The sequence below is a fragment of the Variovorax sp. GW823-FHT04F07 genome, assembly GCF_058795995.1.
This window is the reverse complement of the sequence record NZ_JBXAIG010000001.1, coordinates 1,167,298-1,191,758: the sequence shown is the minus strand read 5'-3', so window position 1 is coordinate 1,191,758 and position 24,461 is coordinate 1,167,298. Positions and strand designations below refer to the sequence as shown.

Sequence of the window (24,461 nt, the reverse complement as noted above, 5' to 3'; positions counted from 1 at the left end):
ACAAGACCATGAGCATCGAAATCCGCAACATCAGCAAGCAGTTCGGCGACTTCCGGGCGCTGAACAACGTGAACCTCGACGTCGAGTCGGGCGAACTCGTCGCGCTGCTCGGCCCCTCGGGCTGCGGCAAGACCACGCTGCTGCGCATCATCGCGGGCCTGGAAACGGCCGACACCGGCAGCATCCACTTCTCGGGCGAAGACACGACCGACGTGCACGTGCGCGAACGTCAGGTCGGCTTCGTGTTCCAGCATTACGCGCTGTTCCGCCACATGACCGTGTTCGAGAACGTGGCCTTCGGCCTGCGCGTGAAGCCGCGCAAGGAGCGCCCGAGCGACGCGCAGATAAAGGCCAAGGTGACCGACCTGCTCAAGCTGGTGCAGCTGGACTGGCTGGCCGACCGCTACCCGTCGCAGCTGTCCGGCGGCCAGCGCCAGCGCATCGCGCTGGCCCGCGCGCTGGCGGTGGAGCCCAAGGTGCTGCTGCTGGACGAACCCTTCGGCGCACTCGACGCCAAGGTGCGCAAGGAACTGCGCCGCTGGTTGCGCCGGCTGCACGACGAGCTGCACGTCACCTCGATCTTCGTCACGCACGACCAGGAAGAAGCACTCGAGGTGGCCGACCGCGTGGTGGTCATCAACAAGGGCCGCATCGAGCAGGTCGGTTCGCCGCAAGATGTGTGGGACAAGCCCGCGAGCCCGTTCGTGTACGGCTTCCTGGGCGACGTGAACCTGTTCCACGGCCGGGCCGACAACGGCGCCGTGCAACTGGACGGCATGCGCATCGACTCGCCCGAGCACAGCAGCGCGCGCGACGCCAAGGCGCTGGCCTACGTGCGCCCGCATGACCTCGATGTGACACGCTACGTGTCGGGTGCCACGGGCATCGTCGCCACGCTGTCGCGCGCGATCGTGGTCGGACCGATCGCGCGGCTGGAACTTGAGCCCACCGAAACGAATCCAGATAATCCGGGCTCCGGAACCATCATCGAAGCGCAACTCCCTGCGCAACAGTTCCGCGACCTGGGCTTGAAGGAAGGCGACACCGTCGTCGCCAACCCCCGCAAGGCCAGGGTGTTCGTAGAAGAAGATTGGGTATCTCCTTGATCCATTGGTACTTCGGCGCGCCGCGCCGCGCGCTCGGGCTGATCTGCCTGGCCTGTGTCCTCATGCTGGCCTTCGGGCTGTATCTGCAGCACGTGGTCGGGCTCGAACCCTGCCCGATGTGCATCGTGCAGCGCTATGCGCTGATGCTGGTGGCGCTGTTCACCGGCTTGGCGGCGCTGTTCAGCAGCCGCGGTCTGCAGGTGACGGGCGGGGTGCTGGCGCTGGCGGCGGCGGTGGGCGGTGCCTACACGGCGGCGCAGCAGAGCTGGCTGCAGTGGTATCCGCCCGAAGTCGTCTCGTGCGGGCGCGACCTGTACGGGATGATCGAGACCTTCCCGCTCAAGCGCGCGCTGCCGATGATCTTCCGCGGCGGCGGCGACTGTTCCAAGATCGACTGGTCGCTGTTCGGCCTGACGCTGGCGAACTGGTCGTTCATCGCGTTCACGGTGCTGGCGCTGTTGCTCCTCACCTTGCTCTTGCGCCGGCGCACCGCGCGCTGAGTTCTTTTTCAGTAGTTGTTGCGGCGTGGCCCGCTGTCCTTCGAGGGCAGCGGGCCACGCCGTTTTCAGGGGTCGCTGCGCAGGCCTGTGCAAAAAGCCCGTCAAAACGCATGCTTTAGCAGGCCTTCAGCAACCGGGGCTAGGATGAACCGCATCCCTTCCCGGGCCTCGCCGCCCGTTTCATCCCACTTCTTCACTGCATGCCCACCACTCCTTCGCGACGATCGCGCAAGCTCCTTGTCGGCCTGGCCTTGCTCGTCGCGCTGGCCATCGCGGCCTTCTTCTGGCTGAGCCCGCCGAAGAAAAGCGACTACCTGACCGCCACCGTGCAGCGCAGCGACCTGGAGAACGCGGTGCTCGCCACCGGCGTGCTGCAGGCTCTCAAGCAGGTCGAGGTGGGCGCGCAGGTGTCCGGCCAGCTCAAGTCGCTGAAGGTGGTGCTCGGCCAGACGGTGAAGAAGGGCGACTGGCTGGCCGAGATCGACCCCGTCATCTCGCAGAACACGCTCGCACAGGAGCAGGCCAAGCTGGAGAACCTGCAGGCCCAGAAGCTCGCCAAGGAAGTGCGCGTGAAGCAGGCCGAGCTCACCTGGGCGCGCCAGCGCGAGATGCTGGCGCAGGACGCCGCCGCGCGCCAGGACCTGGAAGGCGCCGACACCGAGCTGCGCGCGCTGCGCGCCGACGCCGTCTCGCTCGACGCGCAGATCCGCCAGCAGAAGCTGGCCCTGGCCTCGGCGCAGACCAACCTGTCGTACACCCGCATCGTCGCGCCCATCGACGGCGACGTGGTGTCGATCAGCACGCTCGAAGGCCAGACCGTGGTGGCCTCGTTCCAGGTGCCCACGCTGATGAAGCTGGCCGACCTGTCGACCATGACCGTGAAGGCCCAGGTGTCCGAGGCCGACGTGGTGCGCGTGAAGGCCGGCCAGCCGGTGTACTTCACCATCCTGGGCGACCCCGACACGCGCTACCACGGCACGCTGCGCGCGGTGCAGCCCTCGCCCGAGAAGATCAACAACGCCGTCTTCTTCAACGCGCTGTTCGACGTGCCCAACCCCGAGCGCACGCTGCGCGTCGACATGACGGCGCAGGTCGCCATCCTGCTGGGCGAGGCCAAGCAGGCGCTGACCGTGCCGCTCACCGCGCTCGGCACGCGCGACAAGGACGGCCGCCACGAAGTGCGCGTGCTCCTGCCCGACCAGCGCGTGGAAAAGCGGCAGGTGCGCGTGGGCATCAGCAACAACTTCCAGGCGCAGGTGCTCGAAGGCCTGAAGGAGGGCGACAGCGTCATCACCGGCGACGCCTCGGCGCTGGAAAAGACCGACGGCAATGACAGCGGCAACCGGAGGCCGCGCCAGTGACGCAACCGCTGCTGACCCTGCGCGGCATCGGCCGCAACTTTCCCTCGGGCGAGCAGGAGGTCCAGGTGCTGAAAGATGTCGACCTGGACATCGGCCACGGCGAAATGCTGGCCATCGTCGGCGCCTCGGGCTCGGGCAAGTCGACGCTGATGAACATCCTCGGCTGCCTCGACCGGCCGAGCACCGGCACCTACATCGTGTCGGGCCAGGACGTCGGCACACTCGACAGCGATGCGCTCGCCGCGCTGCGGCGCGAGCACTTCGGCTTCATCTTCCAGCGCTACCACCTCATGCAGCACCTGACGGCCACCGGCAACGTCGAGGTGCCCGCCGTCTATGCCGGCACCGAGGGCTCGGCGCGCGACGCGCGGGCACGGCAGCTGCTCGCGAGCCTGGGCCTGGAAGACCGCACCGAGCACCGGCCGAGCCAGCTCTCGGGCGGCCAGCAGCAGCGCGTCAGCATCGCGCGCGCGCTCATGAACGGCGGGCAGGTCATCCTGGCCGACGAGCCCACCGGCGCGCTCGACAGCAAGAGCGGCCAGGAGGTCATCGGCATCCTGCGCGAGCTGCATGCGCAGGGGCACACGATCATCATCGTGACGCACGACATGCAGGTGGCACGCTGCACCGAACGCATCATCGAGATCGCCGACGGCGCGATCGTGGGCGACCGGCCGAACGTGCCGACCGTGGCCGCGCCCGCGCAGACCGTCGGCGACGACACCCCCACGCCGCCCGCGATGACCCGCCCCACGCTGGGCATCGCGCGCTTCAGCACCGGCTGGGCGCGTTTCTCCGAAGCCTTCCGCATGGCCTGGCGCTCGATGATGGCGCACCGCATGCGCACGGCGCTGACCATGCTGGGCATCATCATCGGCATCACCTCGGTGGTGTCGATCGTGGCCATCGGGGAGGGCGCCAAGCGCTTCGTGCTGGCCGACATCAAGGCCATCGGCACCAACACGCTCGACATCTACCCGGGCCACGACTTCGGCGACGACAAGGCCGCGAGCATCCGCACGCTGCTGCCCGCCGACCTGCAGGCCATCGCCGCGCAGCCCTTCGTGCACAGCGTCACGCCGACCACCATGCGCAGCCTGCGCCTGCGCTACCGCAGCGCCGACGTCAACGGCAACGTGAACGGCGTCAGCGACAACTTCTTCAGCGTGCGCGACATCCAGATGGCCAGCGGCACGGACTTCGACGCCAACGACGTGCGGCACCAGTCGCAGGTGGTGGTGATCGACCAGAACACGCGGCGCAAGCTCTTTCCCGACGGCACCGACCCGGTCGGCAAGATCATCCTGGTGGGCAGCCTGCCGTGCACCGTGATCGGCGTGGCGCAGGAAAAGAAGAGCATGTTCGGCGAGAACAAGTCGCTCAACATCTGGCTGCCCTACAGCACCGGTGCAAGCCGCCTCTTCGGCCAGCAGCACTTCGACAGCATCACCGTGCGCATCCGCGACGACCAGCCCACCAAGGCGGCCGAAGAGAGCATCGTGCGGCTGCTCACGCTGCGCCACGGCGGCAAGGACTTCTTCACCTTCAACATGGACAGCATCGTGAAGACGGCCGAGCGCACGAGCCAGTCGCTCACGCTGCTGCTGTCGCTGATCGCGGTGATCTCGCTCGTGGTGGGCGGCATCGGCGTGATGAACATCATGCTGGTGTCGGTGACCGAGCGCACCCGCGAGATCGGCATCCGCATGGCCGTGGGCGCGCGCCAGAGCGACGTGCTGCAGCAGTTCCTGACCGAGGCCGTGCTCGTGTGCCTGGTCGGCGGTTTCATCGGCGTGGTGCTGTCGTACGGCATCAGCTTTGTGTTCTCGCTGTTCGTGAAGCAATGGCAAATGATCTTTTCGCTGGGGGCCGTGGTGTCGGCCTTCCTGTGCGCGTCGCTCATCGGCGTGCTGTTCGGGTACCTGCCGGCGCGCAACGCCGCGCGGCTCGACCCCATCGAGGCGCTGGCGCGTGAGTAGCGCGCGACCGACCCTGACGGGCCTCGCCATCGCGCTGGCGCTCGGCGGCTGCACGTTGTTCGCGCCGGAGCGGCGCGAACACCGACCGCTCGGCGTGCCGCAGGCCTGGCAGCAGCAACAGCCCCTGCCGCAGAACGCAGCGGCCGTGCCGCAGGCCCGCTGGTGGACCGCCTTCCACGACGCGCGGCTCGACACCCTGATCGACAGCGCCCTGCGCACCAACAACAACCTGGCCGCCGCCGGCATCCGCGTGCAGCGGGCGCAGCTGCAGGCCGGCCTGGCGAACACCAACCTCACGCCCGGCGTGACGGGGCAACTGGGCACCCAGCGCAGCTTCGACCTGAAGCGCGGCGGCGTGGCCGCATCGAGCGCGAGCTCCTTGCTGAGCCTGAGCTACGAAGTCGACCTGTGGGGCCGCCTGTCGGCACAGCGCAGCGTCGCCGACTGGGAGCTGCAGGCCACCCAGTCCGACCGCGAGGCTACGGCGCTGGCGCTGGTGGGCACCACGGCCGGGCTGTACTGGCAGACCGGCTACCTGAACCACCGCATCGCGCTGAGCGAAGCCGGCATGGCCGATGCACGGCGCATCCAGGCGCTGGTGCGCGCCAAATATGCGGCGGGTGCCGTGTCCGGGCTCGACGTCGCGCAGGCGGGCCAGAACCTCGCGAGCCAGGAGGCCGCGCACACGCAGCTGCTGCAGCAGCGCGTCGAGGCGCGCAACGCGCTGGCCATCCTGTTCGACATGCCGCCCGACGCCCCGAGGGACGAGCCCTCCCAACTGCCGGACACCGCCTTGCCCGTGATCGATGCCGGCCTGCCCGCCAGCCTGCTGGCTCGCCGGCCCGACCTGCGTGCCGCGGAGCAGCGCCTGCGGTCCTCGCTGGCGAACGTCGATGCCACGCGCACCAGCTTCTATCCGGTGCTGAGCCTCACGGGTTCGCTGGGCGCGGGGAGCAATGCATTGGGCGAGGTGCTGAAGAACCCGGTCGCGACCCTCGGTGCCGGCCTGGTGCTGCCTTTCCTGCAATGGAACACCGCGCGGCTGACCGTCGCCGTGTCCCAGACGCGTTATGAAGAAGCGGTGGTCGGGTTCCGCCAGTCGCTGTACACCGCGCTGTCCGAGGTGGAAAATGCGCTGTCGTCGCGAACCCAGTTGCAGGACGAAAGCGTCAAGCTGGCCCTGGCGTTACAGCAGGCGCAGCGTGCGGAGGCCTTGTCGGAAGTGCGTTACCGCGCTGGCGCCACCGCGTTGCAGCCCGTGCTCGACGCCAAGGACAAGCGGCGCGCCGCGGAGGAGTCACTGGCGCAGAACCGTCTGAACCAGCTCAACGCCACGATGACGCTGTACAAGGCGTTGGGCGGCGCGGCCATCGTCGAGTAGGAAGAGAGGAAGAGCTCCCACACCACAGCAGGTGCCCGGCAGGCGGTGCGGTGTGGGCGGCCCCTCTGTGCCGCCGAGGAGCGCAGCGTTTCGCGGATCAGGGCTCGCAGCTGTTTGAGCGAAGCGAGTTCTGCGAGACCCCGCGAAACGCGAGCACCGCAGGGCAGCCGCGAAGCGGCCGGCGCAGTGGGGCCGACCGCGCCGTATCGCCTGCCGGGCGCCCCCTCAAAAAGAGGCTAGGCCTGAAACGGCGGCGCCCCCCGCAATTTGCGAAAGAGCAACCCAGGCAGCCGCAAGACAAACTCCACCATCAACCGCGTGTGCATCCAAGTCAGCAGCACGTTGTCCCGCCCATAGCGAAAGTGCGACACCCCGCCTTCTTCAGCCGTCAGGTACTTCACAGGCGCATCGATGTTCACCGGCTTGACCCCGCGCCAGGCCAGCCGCACGACCGCCTCGGTATCGAAGTCGAAACGCCGCATCCACGGCTGCCGCGCCATCACAGCGATCAGGTCGACCACCGGGTACACGCGAAAACCGTAAAGCGAATCGCCGACACCCGCGAACAGCGTCTCGAGCTGCGTCCAGCCGTTCGATACCCGCCGCCCACGCACCCGCAGCAGCGGCGCGCTTGCATCGAACACCGGCCGGCCCAGCACCATCGTCTCGGGCCGCGCCAGCGAGGCGTTCATGAAAGAGGGGATCAGGTCCGCCGGATGCTGCCCGTCGGAATCCATCGTGAGCGCATGCGTGAAGCCGGCGTCCTTCGCGGCCCGCAAGCCGTGCAGCACCGCCGAGCCCTTGCCCTGGTTCTGCGGCAGCACCCACACACGCAGCCCCGGATCGCCGGCCGCCATCTGCTGCAGCCGCTCGCCCGTGCCGTCGTCGCTGCCGTCGATCACCACCCACACCGGGTTCCATTGGGCCCGCGCGGCGGCGACCGTCGAGAACAGGCGCTCGCCCGTGTTGTAGCTGGGGATCAGGACAAGGTGGGTGCGCGAGGCGTCTGCTGGCATTCGGGGGACGCGTCGGTGGCGCGCTGCTCCATGTGTTGACGGAAATAGTGCTCCAGCTCGACCTGCAACGCATCGCTGTCCTGCGTCGGCGCAAAGCGCTTGCCCAGCCGCAGCGTGAAGACGATGGGCAGCGGCGGCACGCGCCACAGCGGCCAGCCCTTGCCGAGGTAGGGCGAGTCGGTGTCGATGAACACGGTCTGGATCGGCGCCTGCGCCAGCTTGGCGATCAGCGTGGTGCCGGGGCGGAAGGGGTTCAGCGGCGGCGTCACCGTGCGCGTGCCTTCGGGAAAGATCACGAGCTGGCCGCCCTGGCGCAAGTCGTTGACCGCCAGGCGCACCATCGTGCGGGCCGACTTGTTGCTGATGTAGCGTGCCAGCCGGGCTCCGGCGCCGAGGAAGATGTTGCCCATCAGCTCCGCCTTCATGATGCAGGCGCTGCGCGGCAGCCGCGCCACCAGCAGCAGCGCATCGAGCATGGTCGGGTGGTTGGCCACGAAGATCACGCCGGGTTCGTTGCGCATCGGGTCCAGGCACGAGGCGTCGATGCGCATCATGCCGGTGACGGACGCGAGCCACCAGAACATCCGGTAGGCAAAGGCGATGGTCATGCGGCCCAGCGCGCGCGCCGGCGCAGCCGGCATCACCGGGTACAGCAGCATGGCGACGAAGTTCCAGACCAGCGAGATCAGTCCGAGGAACAGCAGCAGCGCATAGAGCATCAGCGCGAGCGGGATCGACGTGAGAAGACGCAGCACGTTCATGGGTGGTGTCGGTCGGACGGGCGGACGGCGGGCCGCTCAGGCGGCCTGCAGCCGGCCGGCGGCGACCGTGTGGGCCTCGATCTCGACCAGCAGATCGCTGCGGCAGATGTCGGCTTCCAGGTACACCGCATGGCGGGCCATCGGCGACTGGGCGCCGAGCGCGGCTTCGATCACCTCGCGCACGGCCTCGGTGTCCGACGGATGCCGCACGTACACCACGCAGTCGAGCGCATCGAGCGAGAAGCGCGCCGTGGTCTGCGCATGGGCGGAGGCGATCACGGCCTCGAGGTTGCGCAGCGTTTCACGGGCCTGCTCACGCACGTCGCCGTGGTGCACCGTTTCGTGGCCGACGATGCTCGCCGTGCCCGAGATGAAGAGCGCGACCTGGTCGTCGCCGATGTCCGCCAGCGCGGCGCGCGAGAAGGTCGGCGAGCGCGGGCCGTAGGTTTCGGGATAGCGGTAGGCCGACACCTGCCGCGGGTTCTCGACCGGCAGCGGCGCGGCGCGTCCCGCAAGAAAACGGATCGACAGCGCGCCCTGGCGGATGCCCAGCGCGCAGGCGGCCGGGGCACCCTCGAAGGCAGCGCGGCCGGCTTCGAAGAAGGCCTCTTGGCGGCCGAGGTTGAACTGACGATACCGCTCGAGACCGCCGCCGTCGGCGTTGATGCGCGGCAGGTAGTTCCAGATGCGCTGCAGGTGCGGCGTGCCGGCCTGCTCGAGCGTGCGGAACAGGTCGCGGTAGGCGCGCTGTGCGAGCTCGGTCAGTCCCTGGCCTTCGACGGCTTCATCGAGGTCGATGGCGCCGAGCAGCCAGTGCCCGTCGGTGCGCCAGCGCGCGATGCCGGTGGTGCCCGACCGGACCTGGGTGCCGTCACCTGCGTGTCCCACGTGCCACACATCCGCCATCGCGCCTTGCGGCGACAGCACGCGCGCGTTGACCGTGGGCATCCAGGCGACACCGTGCGGCGTGCCGTAGCCGAGCGCGGCGAAGGGCGCATGGCTGTGCGTGGCCAGCGCAAGGCTGTCCGGCAGCGAGAGGCGCTCCACGCGCAGGGGGGAATGAAGGAGGTCGTCCTGGGGGCGCACGTTCAGCGAACCTCGTCGGCGGTGGATTCGGGTTTGCGGCCGGTGTAGGCCGAGAAGACCCCGAGGCTCGCATGCCGGCGCACGTCGTTGAAGCCGGCGGCGCCCAGGGCCTGCATGACGCGCTCGGGCGGGATGCAGGCCTCGATCGTGTCCCAGTAATAGCGCCACAGCTCCGAGGTGTCGCTGCGGCGGCCGACCACGCGGGCGATCAACGGCACCACGGCGCGCATGTAGCCTTTCAGCAGTGCGGTGGCGATGCGGCCCTCGGGTTTGGTGATCTCGAGCACCACCACGCGCCCGCCGGGGCGCAGCACGCGATGGAACTCGGAAAAGGCGGCGGCCACGTCGCTGATGTGGCGCATGGCGTAACCCATGCTCACGAAATCGCAGCTGGCGTCGGGCCGTGGCAGGGCCTCGGCGACGCCTTGAATGAGTTCGACGCCGGGCAGCCGGACCTGGCCCATCATGCCCACGCTGGGATCGACGCCGGTGAGCTTGCCGGTGGAGCCGATGATCTTCAGGGCTTCGCGGGCGACGAGCCCGGTGCCGATGCCCACGTCGAGCACCTGCGCGCCCGCCGTGAGGCCGGCCTGCTTCAGTGCATCGCGCCGGTACGAGGGGCCGGTGCCGAAGGCCAGCACGGCTTCGATGCGGTCGTAGTCCGCGGCCGTGCTGTCGAAGATGCGCCGCAGGAACGCCTGGTGCTCCGCTTCGGTGTTGTAGTACAGCGGCAGCGGGGCGTGCGGCGGCAGGGCGTCGGGATTTCCCGTACCGGCAATGGGCGATGGCGTCATCGAACAATTATCACCAAAAGGTCCGGGCCGAAATCCCGGGCGCCGGGGGAGCGTTGTGTGCGCCGGACAGTAAACTCCACACTTGCTTTGAAAACACACGACAGCGAGAGAGAAAGCCATGGCCGGACATAGCAAGTGGGCAAATATTCAGCACCGCAAGGGCCGCCAGGACGAGAAACGGGGCAAGCTCTGGACCCGCGCCATCCGTGAAATCACGGTGGCGGCACGCGCCGGCGGCGCAGACCTCAGCGCCAACCCCCGGCTGCGGCTGGCGGTCGAAAAGGCCAAGGCGGTCAACCTGCCCATCGACACCGTCAAGCGCAACATCGACAAGGCCACGGGCAACCTCGAAGGCGTCAATTACGAAGAAATTCGTTACGAAGGGTACGGCATCGGCGGCGCGGCGATCATCGTCGACACCATGACCGACAACCGCGTGCGCACCGTGGCCGAAGTGCGCCACGCCTTCTCCAAGCACGGCGGCAACATGGGCACCGAAGGCTCGGTGGCCTTCCAGTTCAAGCACTGCGGCCAGATCATCTTCGCGCCCGGCACCAGCGAGGACAAGGTCATGGAAGTGGCTCTCGAAGCCGGCGCCGAGGACGTGATCACCGACGACGACGGCGCCATCGAGGTGCTCACCGCCATCGGCGACTTCGAGGCCGTGAAAAACGCGCTCGAAGCTGCGGGCCTGAAGCCCGACGCCGCCGAAATCACGATGCGCGCCGAGAACACCGTGGACGTGACCGGCGAAGACGCCGCCAGGATGCAGAAGTTGCTCGACGTGCTCGAGGACCTGGACGACGTGCAGGACGTCTATCACAACGCCGCACTGTCCGACTGAACGAATGAATGATGGATCCACAGCGACAAACGAAAGCCCGCGAATGAAGGTACTGGTGATTGGAGGAGGGGGCCGCGAGCACGCACTGGCGTGGCGGCTGGCGCAGGGCAACCGGGTCAGCCGCGTCTACGTGGCGCCCGGCAACGGCGGCACCGTGAGCGACGAACGCTACGACTGCATCGACATCACCGAACCCGCCGCGCTGCGCGAGTGGGCGATGGCCGAAAAAATCGCGCTGACCGTGGTCGGCCCCGAGGGGCCGCTCGCCGCGGGCGTGGTGGACGAGTTCCGCGCGCACGGCCTGCGCATCTTTGGCCCGACGCAGGCGGCTGCGCAGCTCGAAAGCTCCAAGGCCTTCTCGAAGGCGTTCATGAAGCGCCACAAGATCCCGACGGCCGAATACGAGGCCTTCACCGACGCAGCTGCCGCTCATGCGTACATCGACGCCAAGGGCGCACCGATCGTCGTCAAGGCCGACGGCCTGGCCGCCGGCAAGGGCGTGGTGGTTGCCATGACGGCGCAGGAAGCCCATGAGGCCGTCGACTTCATGCTGGTCGACAACAAGTTCGGCGTGTCGCACAACGAAGGCGGCGCACGCGTCGTCATCGAAGAATTCCTGCAAGGCGAAGAAGCCAGCTTCATCGTGATGTGCGACGGCAAGAACGTTGCCGCGCTGGCCACCAGCCAGGACCACAAGCGCCTGCTCGATGGCGACGAAGGCCCGAACACCGGCGGCATGGGCGCGTACTCGCCCGCACCGGTCGTCACGGCCGAGGTGCATGCGCGTGCGATGCGCGAGATCATCCTGCCGACCGTCCGCGGCATGGAAAAGGACGGCATTCCGTTCACCGGCTTCCTCTATGCCGGCCTCATGATCGACGCGGCCGGTCAGCCCAAGACGCTCGAATTCAACTGCCGCATGGGCGACCCCGAGACGCAGCCGATCATGATGCGCCTGAAGTCCGACCTGTTCGAGGTGTTCTGGCACGCCACCGACGGCACGCTCGACCAGGTCGAGCTGCAGTGGGACCGGCGCGTGGCGCTGGGCGTGGTGATGGCCGCGCACGGCTACCCGCTGTCGCCGCGCAAGGGCGACCGCATCAGCGGCATCCCGGCCGAGGCGCCCGATGCCGTGGTGTTCCACGCGGGCACCACGCTCGAGAACGGCGAACTCAAGACCAGCGGCGGCCGCGTCCTCTGCGTGACCGTGCTGGCCGACAGCGTCAAGCAGGCGCAGCAGCGCGCCTACGAGGTCGCGGCGCGCGTGCAGTTCGACGGTGCGCAGTACCGCAAGGACATCGGCTACCGCGCCGTCAACGCGCGCAACACGCCCCACGCCTGATGCCAGCCACCCAGCCGAAGGCGGTCGGCGACTACCTGCGCGGACTGCAGCAATCGATCATCTCGGCGGTCGAGGCGGCGGATGGCGGCAGTGCGGTGCGCGACGCTTGGCAGAAAGAGCCCGGCGAGCCGCTGCAGGGCAGTGGCCTGACCTGCATCCTCGAAGGCGGCGCGCTGTTCGAGCGCGCCGGCGTCGGCTTCTCGCAGGTGCGTGGCGCCAAGCTGCCGCCCTCGGCCACGCAGAACCGCCCCGAGCTCTCGGGCGCGCCGTTCGAGGCCATGGGCGTGTCGCTGGTGTTCCATCCGCGCAATCCTTACGTGCCGATCGTCCACATGAACGTGCGCATGCTGGCTGCGCAGCCCGCGGGCGGCGGTGATCCCGTGTGCTGGTTCGGCGGCGGCATGGACCTCACGCCGTGCTACGGCTTTGAAGAAGACGCGGTGCACTTCCACACCGTGTGCCGCGATGCGCTCGCTCCCTTCGGCGCCGACAAGTACCCACGCTTCAAGACCTGGTGCGACGAGTATTTCTTTCTCAAGCACCGCAACGAACAGCGCGGCATCGGCGGTATCTTCTTCGACGACTTCGCCGAGGGCGGCATCGAGAACGGCTTTGCGCTGATGCGCTCGGTCGGCGATGCCTTCCTGCAGGCCTACCTGCCGATCGTCGAGCGCCGCCGAGGCATGCCGTACGGCGAGCGCGAACGCGAATTCCAGCTGTACCGGCGCGGGCGCTATGTCGAGTTCAACCTCGTGTGGGACCGCGGCACGCACTTCGGCCTGCAGTCGGGCGGGCGCACCGAATCGATCCTGTTGTCGATGCCGCCGCTCGCGAGCTGGGCCTACCGGCAACAGCCCGAAGCGGGCAGCCCCGAAGCCGCGCTGTACAGCGACTTCATCGTGCGCCGGGACTGGGTGTGAGCCCCACCGGTTCCGCTTTGCGCATCGGCGTCTTCGGCGGGGCCTTCGACCCGCCGCACAACGCGCACGTCGCCCTGGCTGAAGCTGCATTGGCACAACTCGATCTGACGGAGTTGCACGTCATTCCCACGGGGCAGGCCTGGCACAAGAGCCGCACGCTCACGCCGAAGGAAGATCGCCTGGCGATGGCGCGGCTGGCCTTCGGCAACCTGCAAGGCAAGGTCGTCATCGACAGCCGCGAGGTGTTGCGCGACGGCCCGACCTACACGCTCGACACGCTGCATGAATTGCAGAAAGAGCAACCCGGCGCACAGCTCGTGCTGGTGATGGGCGCGGACCAGGCAGCGGCCTTGCCGACCTGGCACGGCTGGCAGGATATACTCGGCATTGCTATCGTTTCTGTAGCGTATCGCGCACTATCGACGGGTGACGTCACTCGTTTTGATCCGAAACAGCTGCCCGGCCTCCCGGTTGGCGCGCGTTTCGAGGCGCTTGAACTGCCTGCCGCCATGGACACCAGCGCCACCGATATCCGGCGGCGTGTGGCGTCGGGTGTGGACATTTCCTCGCTGGTTCCGCCCACGGTTGCACGCTATATTGACCAACACCACCTCTACCGCTCTGCCTGATGACCACTGAAGCCGCCGCCAAAAAAGACATCCAAAAACTCCAGCGAGCCATCATCGATGGTCTCGAAGACGTCAAGGCGCAGGACATCCAGGTATTCGACACGGAGCACCTCTCGCCGCTGTTCGAGCGCGTGATCGTGGCGTCGGGCACCTCCAACCGCCAGACCAAGGCACTCGCTTCGAGCGTGCGCGACGCCGTGCGTGAAGCCGGCTTTGCCAAGCCGCGCACCGAGGGCGAGGAAAACGGCGAGTGGATCATCGTGGACTGCGGCGCGGCCGTGGCGCACATCATGCAGCCCGCCATCCGCCAGTACTACCACCTCGAAGAGATCTGGGGCGACAAGCCGGTGCGCGCCAAGCTCGGCGCCACCAAGCCCGCGCTGGCCACCGCCTCGTCCGTCGTCAAGGGCGCCGAAGAGAAGAAGACGGCCGCCGCCAAGACGCCGAGCCTGCGCCGCTCGAGCGCCGCCAAGACCGCGATCCGCGCGGCCGAGCAGGAAGCCAAGGCCGCCAAGGCCCCGGCGAAGAAGGCCGCATCGAAGACCGCGGGCAAGACTGCCGCCAAGAAGGCGCCCGCGAAGAAGTCCGCCACGGGCACCGCACGCGTGCCGGTGAAGGTGGTCGGCAAGCCGGCCGCCAAGAAGACCGCTGCGAAGAAGGCGCCGGCCAAGAAGGCGCCAGCCCGCCGCGCATGAAGCTGCTGGTGGTCGCCGTCGGGCAGCGCATGCCCGACTGGGCGCAGACTGCCTGGGACGACTACGCCAAGCGCTTCCCGCCCGAGCTCAAGCTCGAGCTGCGCGCCGTCAAGACCGAGCCGCGCGGCTCCAAGACACTCGAGACGCTGTATGCCGCCGAGCGCGAGCGCATCGAAGGCGCCATCGCCCGCGGCATGCGCATCGTCGTGCTCGACGAGCGCGGCACAGCGCTCACCACCAAGGCGCTGGCCACACGGCTGCAGACCTGGCAGGGCGAGGGCGACGACGTCGCGCTGGTCATCGGCGGCCCCGACGGGCTCGACCCGGCCTTCAAGGCCGCAGCGCACGAACGCATCCGCCTGTCCGACCTGACCCTGCCGCATGCCATGGCGCGCGTGCTGCTGGTCGAACAGCTCTACCGGGCATGGTCGGTCAACGCGGGCCATCCGTACCACCGGGAATGACCACGGGGCCGGCGGTGGGGCCCACCTCGGAGACCTGAACTTGCCTGACTTCATCTACCTCGCGTCGCAAAGCCCGCGCCGCGCCCAATTGCTCGGCCAGCTCGGCGTGCGCCACGAACTGCTGCTGGCCGGCGCCGACGAAGACGCCGAGGCGCTCGAGGCCTTGCTGCCGAACGAATCGCCGACCGCCTACGTGCAGCGCGTCACCGCCCTCAAGCTCGATGCCGCCGTTGCGCGCCGCAAGCGTCTCGGCCTGGCCGAGGCGCCCGTGCTCTGCGCCGACACCACGGTCGCGCTCGGCCGCACCATCCTCGGCAAGCCCGAGGACGCGCGCGATGCCGAGCGCATGCTGGCGCACCTGTCCGGCGCCACGCACCGCGTGCTCACGGCGGTCGCGCTGCAGAACGGCCGTCGACGCCACGCGGCGCTCAGCGTGTCGCGCGTGCGCTTCGCCACGCTCACCAAGAAGCAGGTCGCGGCCTACGCCGCCAGCGGCGAGCCGCTCGGCAAGGCTGGCGCCTATGCCATCCAGGGCGCGGCCGCTGCGTTCGTGGAGCACATCAGCGGCTCCTATTCGGGCATCATGGGACTCCCCATGTTCGAGACCGCGCAGCTGCTTCGAGGCGTCGGTTTCAATACTTAAGACATCCATGCAAGACATCCTGATCAACTGGTCTCCACAGGAGACCCGTGTGGCGCTGGTCGAGCACGGCGCGGTGCAAGAGCTGCACGTCGAGCGCACGCTCGAGCGCGGGCTGGTCGGCAACATCTACCTGGGCAAGGTCTCGCGCGTGCTGCCGGGCATGCAGTCGGCCTTCATCGACATCGGCCTGGAGCGCACCGCCTTCCTGCACGTGGCCGACATCGTCTCGCCGTTCACGCCGGGCTCGCGCCCGAGCGCCACGCCGCCCGAACGCGACCACCGCAACGGCGGGCCGATGGTGCCCATCGAGAAGCAGGTGTTCGAAGGCCAGTCGCTGCTGGTGCAGGTCATCAAGGACCCGATCGGCACCAAGGGCGCGCGGCTGTCCACGCAGATCAGCATCGCCGGGCGCCTGCTGGTGTTCCTGCCGCAGGACAACCACATCGGCGTGTCGCAGAAGATCCCGCCCGACCAGCGCGAGTCGCTGCGCAACCGCATGCTGGCGCTCATCGAGGCGGCCGCGGCCGCCGAGAGCGGCGGCGTGGTGCCTGTGAACACGGGCGGCTTCATCCTGCGCACCAACGGCGAAGACGCCGCCGACGCCGAACTGGCCGAAGACATCGCCTACCTGCGCAAGACCTGGACGCGCATCCGCGAGGCCTCAAGCCGAATGCCGGCCATGTCGCTGCTGCACCAGGACCTGAGCCTGCTGCAGCGCGTGCTGCGCGACATGACGAGCGAAGACACGCAGACCATCCGCATCGACTCGCGCGAGCAGTTCGAAGTGCTGCTGAAGTTCGGCCTCGAATTCATGCCGCAGGCGGCCGGCAAGCTGCAGCACTACAAGGGCGAGCGGCCGATCTTCGACCTGTATTCGGTGGACGAGGAAATCGCGAAGGCGCTGGGCCGGCGTGTCGACCTGAAATCGGGCGGCTACCTCGTGGTCGACCAGACCGAGGCGCTGACCACCGTCGACGTGAACACCGGCGGCTTCGTCGGTGCGCGCAACTTCGACGACACCATCTTCAAGACCAACCTGGAGGCCGCGCAGGCCATTGCGCGGCAGCTGCGCCTGCGCAACCTGGGCGGGATCATCATCGTCGACTTCATCGACATGGCGCGTGACGACCACCGCGAGCAGGTGCTGGCGGAGTTCCGCAAGCAGCTCGCGCGCGACCGCGTGAAGACCACGGCCGGTGGTTTCTCGCAGCTCGGCCTCGTCGAGATGACGCGCAAGCGCACGCGCGAATCGCTGGCCCACATGCTGTGCGAGCCCTGCGTGGCCTGCGGTGGGCAGGGCATCGTGAAGACCGCGCGCAGCGTGGCCTACGACGTGATGCGCGAGATCCTGCGCGAAGCGCGGCAGTTCACGCCGCGCGAGTTCCGCATCGTCTCGTCGCCGCAGGTGATCGAGCTGTTCCTCGACGAGGAGAGCCAGCACCTCGCGGGGCTGAGCGACTTCATCGGCAAGCCGATCTCGCTGCAGTCGGAGCCGGCGATCGGGCAGGGGCAGTACGACATCGTGTTGCTCTGACGACAGGAGCGCGCGGCCCGTTGCAACGACGGGTCAGCGCTTCGACTCCTGGCCTTGGCGCATCCAGATGCTGGCCAGCGCGGCGGCCACCAGCATCCCGGCGATCAGCAGCAGCCCATTCTTCGTGCTGCCCGTGCTCTGCTCGATCCAGCCCATCACCGACGGCCCGATGAAGCCGCCCACGAGGCCGCAGGTGTTGACCAACGCGAGTCCACCTGCCAGCGCCACACCGGCCAGCCGTGACGACGCGAACAGGAAGATCACGGACTGCACCACGAAGAACATCGAGCCCGTGAGGCAGAAGCCGGCCAGCGCGACGGCCGGGCTTGCGAAGGCTGCGATCAGCAGGCCCACCGCCATCGAGACCAGCCCGACCAGCAGCAGGCGCCGGCCGCGTTGCGGCGTGACCGCGAGGCGGGGCAGCGCAATGGCGCCGACGGCGGCGGCCACCCAGGGCAGCGAGTTGAGCGCGCCGATTTCCAGCGGCGAGAGCTTGCCGTAGGTGCCGATGATGCTCGGCAGGAAGAAGATCACCGTGTAGATGCTGATCTGGTGGCAGAAGTAGACAAAGATCGCCAGCCAGATCTGCCGGTCGACCAGGCAGGCGCGGAACGACTCGCCGACCTGGCCGTTGGCCACGTCCTCGGCGCGTTCGGCGGCGAGCTGGCGTTCGATGGCCTGCGCCTGCGGGCGCGTGAGCCAGCTGGCGCTGGAGGGCCCGTCGGGCAGCTTGCGCCAGACCACGAAGGCCAGCGCCACGGCGGGCAGGCCTTCGAGCACGAACATCCATTGCCAGCCGTGCCAGCCCCACAGGCCGTCCATCTGCAGCAGCGCGCCGCCGACCGGGCCGCTGAGGATGTTCGCGATGCACACGCCGAGCAGGAAGTAGCCCGTGGCGCGTGCGCGGTCCTTGCGGCCGAACCAGTAGTTCAGGTACAGCATCACGCCCGGGAACAGGCCGGCTTCCGCCGCGCCGAGCAGGATGCGCATCACGTAGAACGAGGTCTCGCCCGTGACGAAGGCCATGCCCGCCGACAGCAGCCCCCAGGTGATCATGATGCGGGCGATCCACCAGCGGGCGCCCACGCGGTGCATCACCAGATTGCTGGGCACTTCGAGCAGCGCGTAGCTCAGAAAGAACAGCCCGGCGCCCAGCCCGTAGGCGGCCGCCGAGATGCCGATGTCCACGGCCATGTGGCTCTTGGCCAGCGCGATGTTGGTGCGGTCGATGAAGCTGATCACATAGGCCAGCACCAGCAGCGGCATGAGCTTGCGGAAGATCAGCGCATTGAGCGAGGCCTGCTCGTCGACGGCCTGGCGGGCGCGCAGGCCCGGCGGCGTGGCGGGGATGGATGGGTGTTGCATGGGATGTCTCTCTCCTGTCCTGTCGTGTTCTGGCGGAAGGTCGTCGGCGGGCGCCGGCGGGCGTGCAGATGCGGCCCGGTCATGGGCCGGGCCGAGTCGGGTCAGTGGTTCTGGCGCAGGGCTAGAAGTCGACGTTCGCCGCGCCCTTGAGGCCGAGGATCTCGCGCGCCTCGGCGGGTGTCGCGATGTCGATGTTCAGTGCCTCCAGCACGGCGCGGATGCGCAGCACCTGCTCGGCGCTCGACGCGGCGAGCCGGCCCGGGCCGATCCACAGCGAGTCTTCGAGCCCGACGCGCACGTGCGAGCCCATGGCCGCGCCGATGGTGGCCAGCGGCAGCTGGTTGCGGCCGGTGCCGAGGATCGACCACTCGAAGCGGTCGCCGAACAGCCGCGCGGCGGTGCGGCGCATGTGCATCAGGTCTTCGGGATCGGCGCCGATGCCGCCCAGGATGCCGAAGACCGTCTGCACGAAGACCGGCGCCTGCACCAGCCCGCGGTCCAGGAAGTGCCGCAGGTTGTTGAGGTGGCTCACGTCGTAGCACTCGAACTCGAAACGCGTGCCGTTGGCGTTGCCGAGCTTCAGGATGTTCTCGATGTCGGCGAAGGTGTTCTTGAAGATCAGGTTGCGGCTGTTCTCCAGGTGCTCGCGCTCCCATTCATGCTCGAAGGACTTGAAGCGCTCCAGCATCGGAAAGAGGCCGAAGTTCATCGAGCCCATGTTGAGCGACGCGAGCTCGGGCTTGAAGGTGGTGGCCGGGCGCATGCGCTCCTCGACGCTCATGTGCGGGCTGCCGCCGGTGGTGATGTTGATCACCGCATCGGTCGCGGCCTTGATCTTCGAGAGGAAGGGGCGGAACAGGTCCGGGTCCTGCGAAGGGCGGCCGTCCTTCGGGTCGCGCGCATGCAGGTGCAGGATCGCGGCGCCGGCGCGGGCGGCTTCGATGGATGCTTGCGCAATCTCGTCGGCCGTCACGGGAAGGTGCGGCGACATGCTGGGCGTGTGGATGGCGCCCGTGGGGGCGCAGGTGATGATGGCTTTGGGGCGTTGGGCCATGAGGTGTCCGGAAAGAAGAAGAGGGAAAGAAAGGGGCGTGCGAGGGGATCAGCTCAGCGCCTGCGTGTGGCCGTCCACCACGAGCTCCTGGCCCGTGACGCTGGCGGCCAGGTCGCTCGCGGCGAACAGCACCATGTTGGCGATGTCCGTGGCCGTCACCATGCGGCCCAGCGCGGCCTGCGCGGTGTAGGCGCGCGTCACTTCGTCGAGCGGCTTGCCCAGCGCCTCGGCCTTGGCGGCGATCACCGCACGGATGCGCGGACCATCGACCGCGCCCGGCAGGATCGCGTTGACGCGGATGCCGTCGGCCCCGAGCTCGAGTGCCAGCGTTTTCGTGAAGCCGATGACGGCCCACTTCGAGGCGGAGTAGGGCGAGCGCCCCGGCATGCCCAGGTGCCCGGCGGCCGAGGACAGGTTGATGATGGCGGGCAGGCGGCCCTTGCGCAGCCGCGGCACGGCCAGCCGCACGCAGAGGAACTGGCCGGTGACGTTGACGGCCATCGTGCGCTCCCAGTCGGCGAGCGAGACGGTCTCGACCGGGCCGGTGGGGCCGGCCACGCCGGCGTTGTTCACCAGCACATCGAGGCCGCCGAGTTCACGGTCCACGGCCTCGAAGAGGCGGGCCACGTCGTCCTCGTTGGACACGTCGGCGACGCAGCGGCCCACCTCGGGCAGTTCACGCGCCAGCTGGTCGAGGCTGGCAGCCTGCACATCGCAGACGAAGACCCTGGCGCCCGCCGCGGCGAAGCTGCGCACGATGTCCAGGCCGATGCCGTTGGCACCGGCGGTGACGAGCACGCGCCGGCCGGCGAGGGAGTTGTTGTTCCACATGCTGAAGAGATCCTTGAGGTCGATTTCGGAATGACGGGGATCGTATATCTGTGATCACAGATAATTCATAGGGAATACCCCGGCCATATACTTCGACGCATGAGCCTCACCGATCTCGTCACCCCCCTGAAGCGCCAGACGCTCAGCGCCAACGTCTACGACCAGTTGCGCGACCTCGTGATGAGCGGGCAGATGATGCCGGGCGAGCAGATTTCATTGCGCAGCGCGGCCGAGGCGCTGGGCGTGAGCGTGATGCCGGTGCGCGAGGCGATGCAGCGCCTGGTGGCCGAGCAGGCGCTCGAACTCACGCCCAGCCGCACCTTGCGCGTGCCCCGGATGACGGCGGCGCAGTTCAAGGAAATCACCACCATCCGCACCAACCTCGAAGGCCTGGCCACGGAGGTGGCGGCCTCGGCATCGGGTGCGGTGACATTGCGCGACATCACGCGCTGGCACGACGAGTTCGCGGCCGAGATGAACGCGGCGAGCCCGGACGGCTCGAAGCTCGTCACCTTCAACAAGGAGTTCCACTTCGCGGTCTACGCCGCCGCCGACATGCCGGTGTTGTTGCAGATGATCGAGGCGTTGTGGCTGCGCATCGGCCCCATCCTCAACTACGACCTGCGGGCCGGCTCGCGCCGCGTGGGGGACAAGGTGGCGATGTCGCACCATGCGGCGCTGCTGGCCGCGCTGAAGCGCCGCGACGGCGCCAAGGCCCGGGCCGCGCTGCAGGGCGACATCGAAAGCGCCGCGGAATTCATCCTGTCGACGGGCGTGCTGGTGTCCGATGGCACGCTGCCGCCGCAGAACGCCGCACCAGCGGCGAAAAAGGCGCGCAGCGCGGCAGGCACCGCACGCTGAGGGTCAGAGCGTCGGGTCCTGCCCCGGCGCCGCGCTGCGCACCGCCAGTGTCTGCAGCCGCGCGTAGAGCCCGTCGCGCGCCATGAGCTGCTCGTGGCTGCCTTGCTCGGCGATGCGGCCTTGCTCCATCACGATGATGCGGTCGGCATGCTGGATGGTCGACAGGCGGTGCGCCACGATCAGCGTGGTGCGGCCCTGCATCAGGCGTTGCAGGGCGTCCTGCACCAGCCGTTCCGATTCGGTGTCCAAGGCCGACGTGGCTTCGTCGAGCAGCAGCACGGGCGCGTTCTTGTAGAGCGCGCGGGCAATCGCCAGCCGCTGGCGCTGGCCGCCCGAGAGCTGCGTGGCGTTGTGGCCGAGCACGGTCTCGATGCCCTGCGGCAGCGTCTCGACGTGGCCGCTCAGGTTGGCCGCCTCGAGGCAGGACTGCACGCGCGCGAGGTCGATGTCGCCGCCCAGCGCCACGTTGGCGGCGAGCGTGTCGTTGAGCATCACCACGTCCTGGCTCACCATCGCGAACTGGGCGCGCAGGCTCTTGAGCTGCCACTCGCTGGTGTCGTGGCCGTCGAGCAGCACCTGGCCGCCGCTGGGCTGCACGAAGCGCGGCAGCAGGTTGACCAGCGTGGTCTTGCCCGAGCCCGAGGGGCCGACGAAGGCCACCACCTGGCCTGGCTCGATGACGAGGTTCACGCCGTCGAGCGCGCGCTGTTCGTCGTCGCCGCGGTAGCTGACCTGCACGTTGCGCAGCTCGATGTGGCCTTGGGCGTGCGCGATGCTGAAGATGCCCTGCGATTCCGGTGCCACCTCGTCGATGAGGATCAGCCCGCGCTCAAGGGCGGCCAGTCCGCGCGTGATCGGCCCGGCCACTTCGGCGAGGCGGCGGATCGGTGCGATCAGCATCAGCATGGCCGTGATGTAGGCGACGAAGCCGCCCACCGTGAAGCCCTGCTTGCCGCTTTGCCACAGCGCGATCATCACCACCACCGACAGCGCCAGCGAAGCCATCATCTGCGTCAGCGGCGTGGTGGCGGCCTGGGCGATGGTGGACTTCACGGCCAGGCGGTTCAGGCGCTGGCTCAGTTGTTCGAAGCGGCGCTCCTGCGCCTGCTCCGCGCCGTGCAGGCGCACCACGCGGTGGGCCAGCACGTTTTCCTCGACCACGTAGGCCAGTTCGTCGGTGGCCTGCTGGCCCTGCTGCGTGAGCTTGTACAGGCGCTTGGAGAACACCTTCATGATCCAGGAGATGCTGGGCACCAGGAAGGCGACGATGAGCGTGAGCTTCCAGTTCAGGTAGACCAGGTAGCCCAGCAGCGCAATGAGCGTGAAGCCGTCGCGCGACAGCCCGAGCAGCGCCTGTACCAGCAGCATGGCGCCGGTCTGCACCTCGTACACCACCGTGTTCGACAGTGCGCTGGCCGACTGCCGCGCGAACAGCGCCAGCTCGGCGCCGAGCAGCCGTTCGAACAGCACGCGGCGCAGCTTCTGCATGCCTTCGTTGGCGATGCGCGAGAGCGCGTACTGCGAAATGAACTGCGCGATGCCGCGCACCGCGAACAACAGCAGCACGGCGGCCGGAATGAACCACAGCGGCATTTCGCCGCGTGTGAAGCCCCGGTCGAGCAGCGGCTTGAGCAGGGCGGCCATGAGCGGCTCGGTGAGCGCGGCCAGCAGGGCGCCGATCAGCCCCACGGCCCACCATTGGCGCGAACTGCCGAACCAGGTCATGAGTCGCGCCAGCCGGCGCATGAGGGGAGGGCGGGCGCTCTCGCTGCCGGGGGATGCTTGCATATGGCGGCGGATTTTACGGGGCGGCTCCGACCGCCTTTTTGAGGGGCTGTAGGACCATTTCGCCGGATAAACGTTTTGTGACGGCGGGTTCAACCCAGTGTGTAACATGTGGCCCGTGAAACGCCGGGGAGAAACTTTTTACCCGGAAACCTCTCCGAACCGCATGAACAAGCCGTTGCCAGATCTTTCCCCAACTCCTTCTTCATCGTTGATTGCACGCCGCAGCCTCATCGCGGCCCTTGCTGCCTCTCCCATGCTTCCCGCCATGGCCCAGTTCCGGGTCGAGGTGTCGGGCGTGGGGCTGACGCAGTTGCCGATCGCGCTCGTGCCTTTCCGGGGGCAGGACGCCTCGCCCCAGAAGATTTCCGACATCGTCCAGGCCGACCTCGAACGCAGCGGCCAGTTCCGCGGCGTCGATGCCTCGGGCCAGGCGCTCGACGAGTCCTCGCGCCCCGACCTCGCCCTGTGGCGCCAGCGCACCGCCGACTCGCTCGTGGTGGGCAGCGTCAGCCGGCTCAGCGACGGCCGCTACGACGTGCGCTTCCGCCTGTGGGACGTCGTGAAAGACCGCGACCTCGGCGGGCAGAGCTACACCGTGCCGCAGGGCGACCTGCGCCTGGCAGCGCACCGCATCGCCGACTACGTGTACGAGAAGCTGACCGGCGAGAAGGGCATCTTCTCGACCCGCATCGCCTACGTCACCAAGGGCGGCAGCCGCTATTCGCTGTGGGTGGCCGACGCCGATGGCGAGAACGCACAGGCTGCGCTCGCCAGCCCCGAGCCGATCATCTCGCCCTGCTGGTCGTCCAACGGCCAGCAGCTGGCGTACGTGTCCTTCGAGTCGCGCAAGCCCGTGGTCTACGTGCACAACGTGGCCAGCGGCCAGCGCCGGCTGCTCGCCAACTTCAAGGGCTCCAACAGCGCCCCGGCCTGGGCGCCCGACGGCGGTTCGCTGGCCGTCACGCTCAGCCGCGACGGCGGCTCGCAGCTGTACACCATCCCGGCCAGCGGCGGCGAACCGCGCCGCCTCACCCAGAGCTCGAGCATCGACACCGAGCCGGTGTACTCGGCCGACGGCAGCACGATCTACTTCGTGAGCGACCGCGGCGGCGCGCCCCAGATCTACAAGATGAGCGCCAGCGGCGGCAACCCGACGCGGGTCACCTTCAGCGGCACCTACAACATTTCTCCATCTGTCAGCGGCGATGGCCGGTGGTTGGCCTACATCTCGCGGGTCGGCGGTGCGTTCAAACTCCACGTGATGGAGTTGGCCAGCGGCAATGTCGCCGCGATCACCGACACCACGGCCGACGAAAGCCCGAGCTTCGCACCCAACAGCAAGCTGATCGTCTATGCCACGCACCTGCAAGGCCGCGAGGCGCTCATGACGACCACGCTGGACGGAAAGATCAAGGCCCGCCTCGCGGGCCAGGCGGGAGACATCCGTGAACCGGACTGGGGTCCGTTTCAAAAGCAATAAGCATTGACCAGATAAATTTACTTGAGG

The 24,461-nt window shown here is 68.3% G+C and carries 23 protein-coding genes; 15 read left to right on the top strand and 8 right to left on the bottom strand.

The window, feature by feature from the left end:
* Positions 1-8 precede the first annotated feature (8 nt).
* The 5 genes from AC1RAA_RS05605 to AC1RAA_RS05585 all read left to right on the top strand — a co-directional run bounded on the left by AC1RAA_RS05605 (position 9) and on the right by AC1RAA_RS05585 (position 6,327).
* Complete coding sequence (locus tag AC1RAA_RS05605; protein WP_062470081.1) at positions 9-1,106, top strand: sulfate/molybdate ABC transporter ATP-binding protein; 1,098 nt, start codon at positions 9-11, stop codon at positions 1,104-1,106.
* Entirely contained in the window at positions 1,103-1,606 is a 504-nt protein-coding gene (locus AC1RAA_RS05600; RefSeq protein ID WP_492676922.1) for a disulfide bond formation protein B, read from the top strand. Before AC1RAA_RS05605 ends, AC1RAA_RS05600 begins: the two co-directional genes overlap by 4 nt.
* A gap of 200 nt (positions 1,607-1,806) precedes the next feature.
* Positions 1,807-2,967, top strand: a complete 1,161-nt coding sequence (gene macA, locus AC1RAA_RS05595; protein ID WP_492727022.1) for a macrolide transporter subunit MacA — start codon at positions 1,807-1,809, stop codon at positions 2,965-2,967.
* On the top strand, positions 2,964-4,946 hold the full coding sequence (gene macB / locus AC1RAA_RS05590) for a macrolide ABC transporter ATP-binding protein/permease MacB (protein ID WP_492727020.1): 1,983 nt from the start codon (positions 2,964-2,966) through the stop codon (positions 4,944-4,946). The genes macA and macB overlap by 4 nt, the downstream gene beginning before the upstream one ends.
* Complete coding sequence (locus tag AC1RAA_RS05585; RefSeq protein WP_492727018.1) at positions 4,939-6,327, top strand: efflux transporter outer membrane subunit; 1,389 nt, start codon at positions 4,939-4,941, stop codon at positions 6,325-6,327. The genes macB and AC1RAA_RS05585 overlap by 8 nt, the downstream gene beginning before the upstream one ends.
* A 236-nt stretch (positions 6,328-6,563) precedes the next feature.
* Here AC1RAA_RS05585 and AC1RAA_RS05580 read toward each other — a convergent pair whose 3' ends face one another.
* From AC1RAA_RS05580 to AC1RAA_RS05565, 4 genes are read right to left on the bottom strand one after another with little or no spacing between them, the layout of a single operon-like run.
* Complete coding sequence (locus tag AC1RAA_RS05580) at positions 6,564-7,343, bottom strand: glycosyltransferase family 2 protein (RefSeq protein WP_095948658.1); 780 nt, start codon at positions 7,341-7,343, stop codon at positions 6,564-6,566.
* Complete coding sequence (locus AC1RAA_RS05575) at positions 7,307-8,104, bottom strand: lysophospholipid acyltransferase family protein (protein ID WP_070060819.1); 798 nt, start codon at positions 8,102-8,104, stop codon at positions 7,307-7,309. Before AC1RAA_RS05575 ends, AC1RAA_RS05580 begins: the two co-directional genes overlap by 37 nt.
* Positions 8,105-8,140: 36 nt before the next feature.
* A complete protein-coding gene (locus AC1RAA_RS05570; RefSeq protein WP_492727016.1) occupies positions 8,141-9,190 on the bottom strand; it encodes a chorismate transformation FkbO/Hyg5 family protein in 1,050 nt (349 codons plus the stop codon).
* Positions 9,191-9,192: 2 nt separating this feature from the next.
* Entirely contained in the window at positions 9,193-9,984 is a 792-nt protein-coding gene (locus AC1RAA_RS05565; protein ID WP_492727014.1) for a class I SAM-dependent methyltransferase, read from the bottom strand.
* Positions 9,985-10,102: 118 nt separating this feature from the next.
* Here AC1RAA_RS05565 and AC1RAA_RS05560 point away from each other — a divergent pair, with 118 nt between their 5' ends.
* From AC1RAA_RS05560 to rng, 8 genes are read left to right on the top strand one after another with little or no spacing between them, the layout of a single operon-like run.
* Positions 10,103-10,828: a YebC/PmpR family DNA-binding transcriptional regulator gene (locus AC1RAA_RS05560; RefSeq protein ID WP_056580425.1), complete on the top strand. Its 726-nt coding sequence runs from the start codon at positions 10,103-10,105 to the stop codon at positions 10,826-10,828.
* A gap of 43 nt (positions 10,829-10,871) precedes the next feature.
* Entirely contained in the window at positions 10,872-12,170 is a 1,299-nt protein-coding gene (purD, locus tag AC1RAA_RS05555) for a phosphoribosylamine--glycine ligase (protein ID WP_492727012.1), read from the top strand.
* Positions 12,170-13,090, top strand: coding sequence for an oxygen-dependent coproporphyrinogen oxidase (gene hemF / locus AC1RAA_RS05550; protein WP_492727010.1), 921 nt, complete (start codon positions 12,170-12,172; stop codon positions 13,088-13,090). Before purD ends, hemF begins: the two co-directional genes overlap by 1 nt.
* Positions 13,087-13,719, top strand: a complete 633-nt coding sequence (gene nadD, locus AC1RAA_RS05545; protein ID WP_492727008.1) for a nicotinate (nicotinamide) nucleotide adenylyltransferase — start codon at positions 13,087-13,089, stop codon at positions 13,717-13,719. The genes hemF and nadD overlap by 4 nt, the downstream gene beginning before the upstream one ends.
* The gene (gene rsfS / locus AC1RAA_RS05540; protein ID WP_062470113.1) at positions 13,719-14,414 is read left to right on the top strand and encodes a ribosome silencing factor; all 696 of its coding nucleotides are present in this window, start codon (positions 13,719-13,721) and stop codon (positions 14,412-14,414) included. Before nadD ends, rsfS begins: the two co-directional genes overlap by 1 nt.
* On the top strand, positions 14,411-14,878 hold the full coding sequence (rlmH, locus tag AC1RAA_RS05535; RefSeq protein ID WP_159276828.1) for a 23S rRNA (pseudouridine(1915)-N(3))-methyltransferase RlmH: 468 nt from the start codon (positions 14,411-14,413) through the stop codon (positions 14,876-14,878). Before rsfS ends, rlmH begins: the two co-directional genes overlap by 4 nt.
* 40 nt (positions 14,879-14,918) lie before the next feature.
* On the top strand, positions 14,919-15,521 hold the full coding sequence (locus AC1RAA_RS05530) for a Maf family protein (protein ID WP_369646925.1): 603 nt from the start codon (positions 14,919-14,921) through the stop codon (positions 15,519-15,521).
* A gap of 7 nt (positions 15,522-15,528) precedes the next feature.
* Positions 15,529-17,055, top strand: a complete 1,527-nt coding sequence (gene rng / locus AC1RAA_RS05525; RefSeq protein ID WP_056580445.1) for a ribonuclease G — start codon at positions 15,529-15,531, stop codon at positions 17,053-17,055.
* A gap of 33 nt (positions 17,056-17,088) precedes the next feature.
* On the opposite strand, the gene AC1RAA_RS05520 is transcribed toward rng, so the two are convergent.
* From AC1RAA_RS05520 to AC1RAA_RS05510, 3 genes are all read right to left on the bottom strand, one after another.
* On the bottom strand, positions 17,089-18,420 hold the full coding sequence (locus AC1RAA_RS05520; protein WP_492727005.1) for an MFS transporter: 1,332 nt from the start codon (positions 18,418-18,420) through the stop codon (positions 17,089-17,091).
* Between the two features lie 121 nt (positions 18,421-18,541).
* Positions 18,542-19,474 (bottom strand): 3,5-dioxohexanoate:acetyl-CoA acetone transferase, encoded by a 933-nt coding sequence (gene kce, locus AC1RAA_RS05515; protein WP_341892456.1) that lies wholly within the window; start codon positions 19,472-19,474, stop codon positions 18,542-18,544.
* Between the two features lie 48 nt (positions 19,475-19,522).
* Entirely contained in the window at positions 19,523-20,305 is a 783-nt protein-coding gene (locus tag AC1RAA_RS05510) for an SDR family oxidoreductase (RefSeq protein ID WP_492727003.1), read from the bottom strand.
* Positions 20,306-20,404: 99 nt separating this feature from the next.
* On the opposite strand from AC1RAA_RS05510, the gene AC1RAA_RS05505 reads away from it, so the two are divergent.
* A complete protein-coding gene (locus tag AC1RAA_RS05505; protein WP_492727001.1) occupies positions 20,405-21,166 on the top strand; it encodes a GntR family transcriptional regulator in 762 nt (253 codons plus the stop codon).
* A gap of 3 nt (positions 21,167-21,169) precedes the next feature.
* Here AC1RAA_RS05505 and msbA read toward each other — a convergent pair whose 3' ends face one another.
* Entirely contained in the window at positions 21,170-22,954 is a 1,785-nt protein-coding gene (gene msbA, locus AC1RAA_RS05500; RefSeq protein ID WP_492726999.1) for a lipid A export permease/ATP-binding protein MsbA, read from the bottom strand.
* 163 nt (positions 22,955-23,117) lie between these two features.
* Between msbA and tolB the strand changes: the two genes are divergently transcribed.
* A complete protein-coding gene (gene tolB, locus AC1RAA_RS05495) occupies positions 23,118-24,434 on the top strand; it encodes a Tol-Pal system beta propeller repeat protein TolB (RefSeq protein ID WP_492726997.1) in 1,317 nt (438 codons plus the stop codon).
* Positions 24,435-24,461 lie beyond the last annotated feature (27 nt).

Excerpts from the sequence above, each read along its gene's own strand:
- AC1RAA_RS05605 (WP_062470081.1), top strand. The coding sequence starts at position 9 with ATGAGCATCGAAATCCGCAACATCAGCAAGCAGTTCGGCGACTTCCGG.
- macA (WP_492727022.1), top strand. The coding sequence starts at position 1,807 with ATGCCCACCACTCCTTCGCGACGATCGCGCAAGCTCCTTGTCGGCCTG.
- AC1RAA_RS05580 (WP_095948658.1), bottom strand. The coding sequence starts at position 7,343 with ATGCCAGCAGACGCCTCGCGCACCCACCTTGTCCTGATCCCCAGCTAC.
- AC1RAA_RS05575 (WP_070060819.1), bottom strand. The coding sequence starts at position 8,104 with ATGAACGTGCTGCGTCTTCTCACGTCGATCCCGCTCGCGCTGATGCTC.
- AC1RAA_RS05565 (WP_492727014.1), bottom strand. The coding sequence starts at position 9,984 with ATGACGCCATCGCCCATTGCCGGTACGGGAAATCCCGACGCCCTGCCG.
- AC1RAA_RS05560 (WP_056580425.1), top strand. The coding sequence starts at position 10,103 with ATGGCCGGACATAGCAAGTGGGCAAATATTCAGCACCGCAAGGGCCGC.
- purD (WP_492727012.1), top strand. The coding sequence starts at position 10,872 with ATGAAGGTACTGGTGATTGGAGGAGGGGGCCGCGAGCACGCACTGGCG.
- hemF (WP_492727010.1), top strand. The coding sequence starts at position 12,170 with ATGCCAGCCACCCAGCCGAAGGCGGTCGGCGACTACCTGCGCGGACTG.
- rsfS (WP_062470113.1), top strand. The coding sequence starts at position 13,719 with ATGACCACTGAAGCCGCCGCCAAAAAAGACATCCAAAAACTCCAGCGA.
- rlmH (WP_159276828.1), top strand. The coding sequence starts at position 14,411 with ATGAAGCTGCTGGTGGTCGCCGTCGGGCAGCGCATGCCCGACTGGGCG.
- rng (WP_056580445.1), top strand. The coding sequence starts at position 15,529 with ATGCAAGACATCCTGATCAACTGGTCTCCACAGGAGACCCGTGTGGCG.
- AC1RAA_RS05520 (WP_492727005.1), bottom strand. The coding sequence starts at position 18,420 with ATGCAACACCCATCCATCCCCGCCACGCCGCCGGGCCTGCGCGCCCGC.
- kce (WP_341892456.1), bottom strand. The coding sequence starts at position 19,474 with ATGGCCCAACGCCCCAAAGCCATCATCACCTGCGCCCCCACGGGCGCC.
- AC1RAA_RS05510 (WP_492727003.1), bottom strand. The coding sequence starts at position 20,305 with ATGTGGAACAACAACTCCCTCGCCGGCCGGCGCGTGCTCGTCACCGCC.
- AC1RAA_RS05505 (WP_492727001.1), top strand. The coding sequence starts at position 20,405 with ATGAGCCTCACCGATCTCGTCACCCCCCTGAAGCGCCAGACGCTCAGC.
- msbA (WP_492726999.1), bottom strand. The coding sequence starts at position 22,954 with ATGCAAGCATCCCCCGGCAGCGAGAGCGCCCGCCCTCCCCTCATGCGC.
- tolB (WP_492726997.1), top strand. The coding sequence starts at position 23,118 with ATGAACAAGCCGTTGCCAGATCTTTCCCCAACTCCTTCTTCATCGTTG.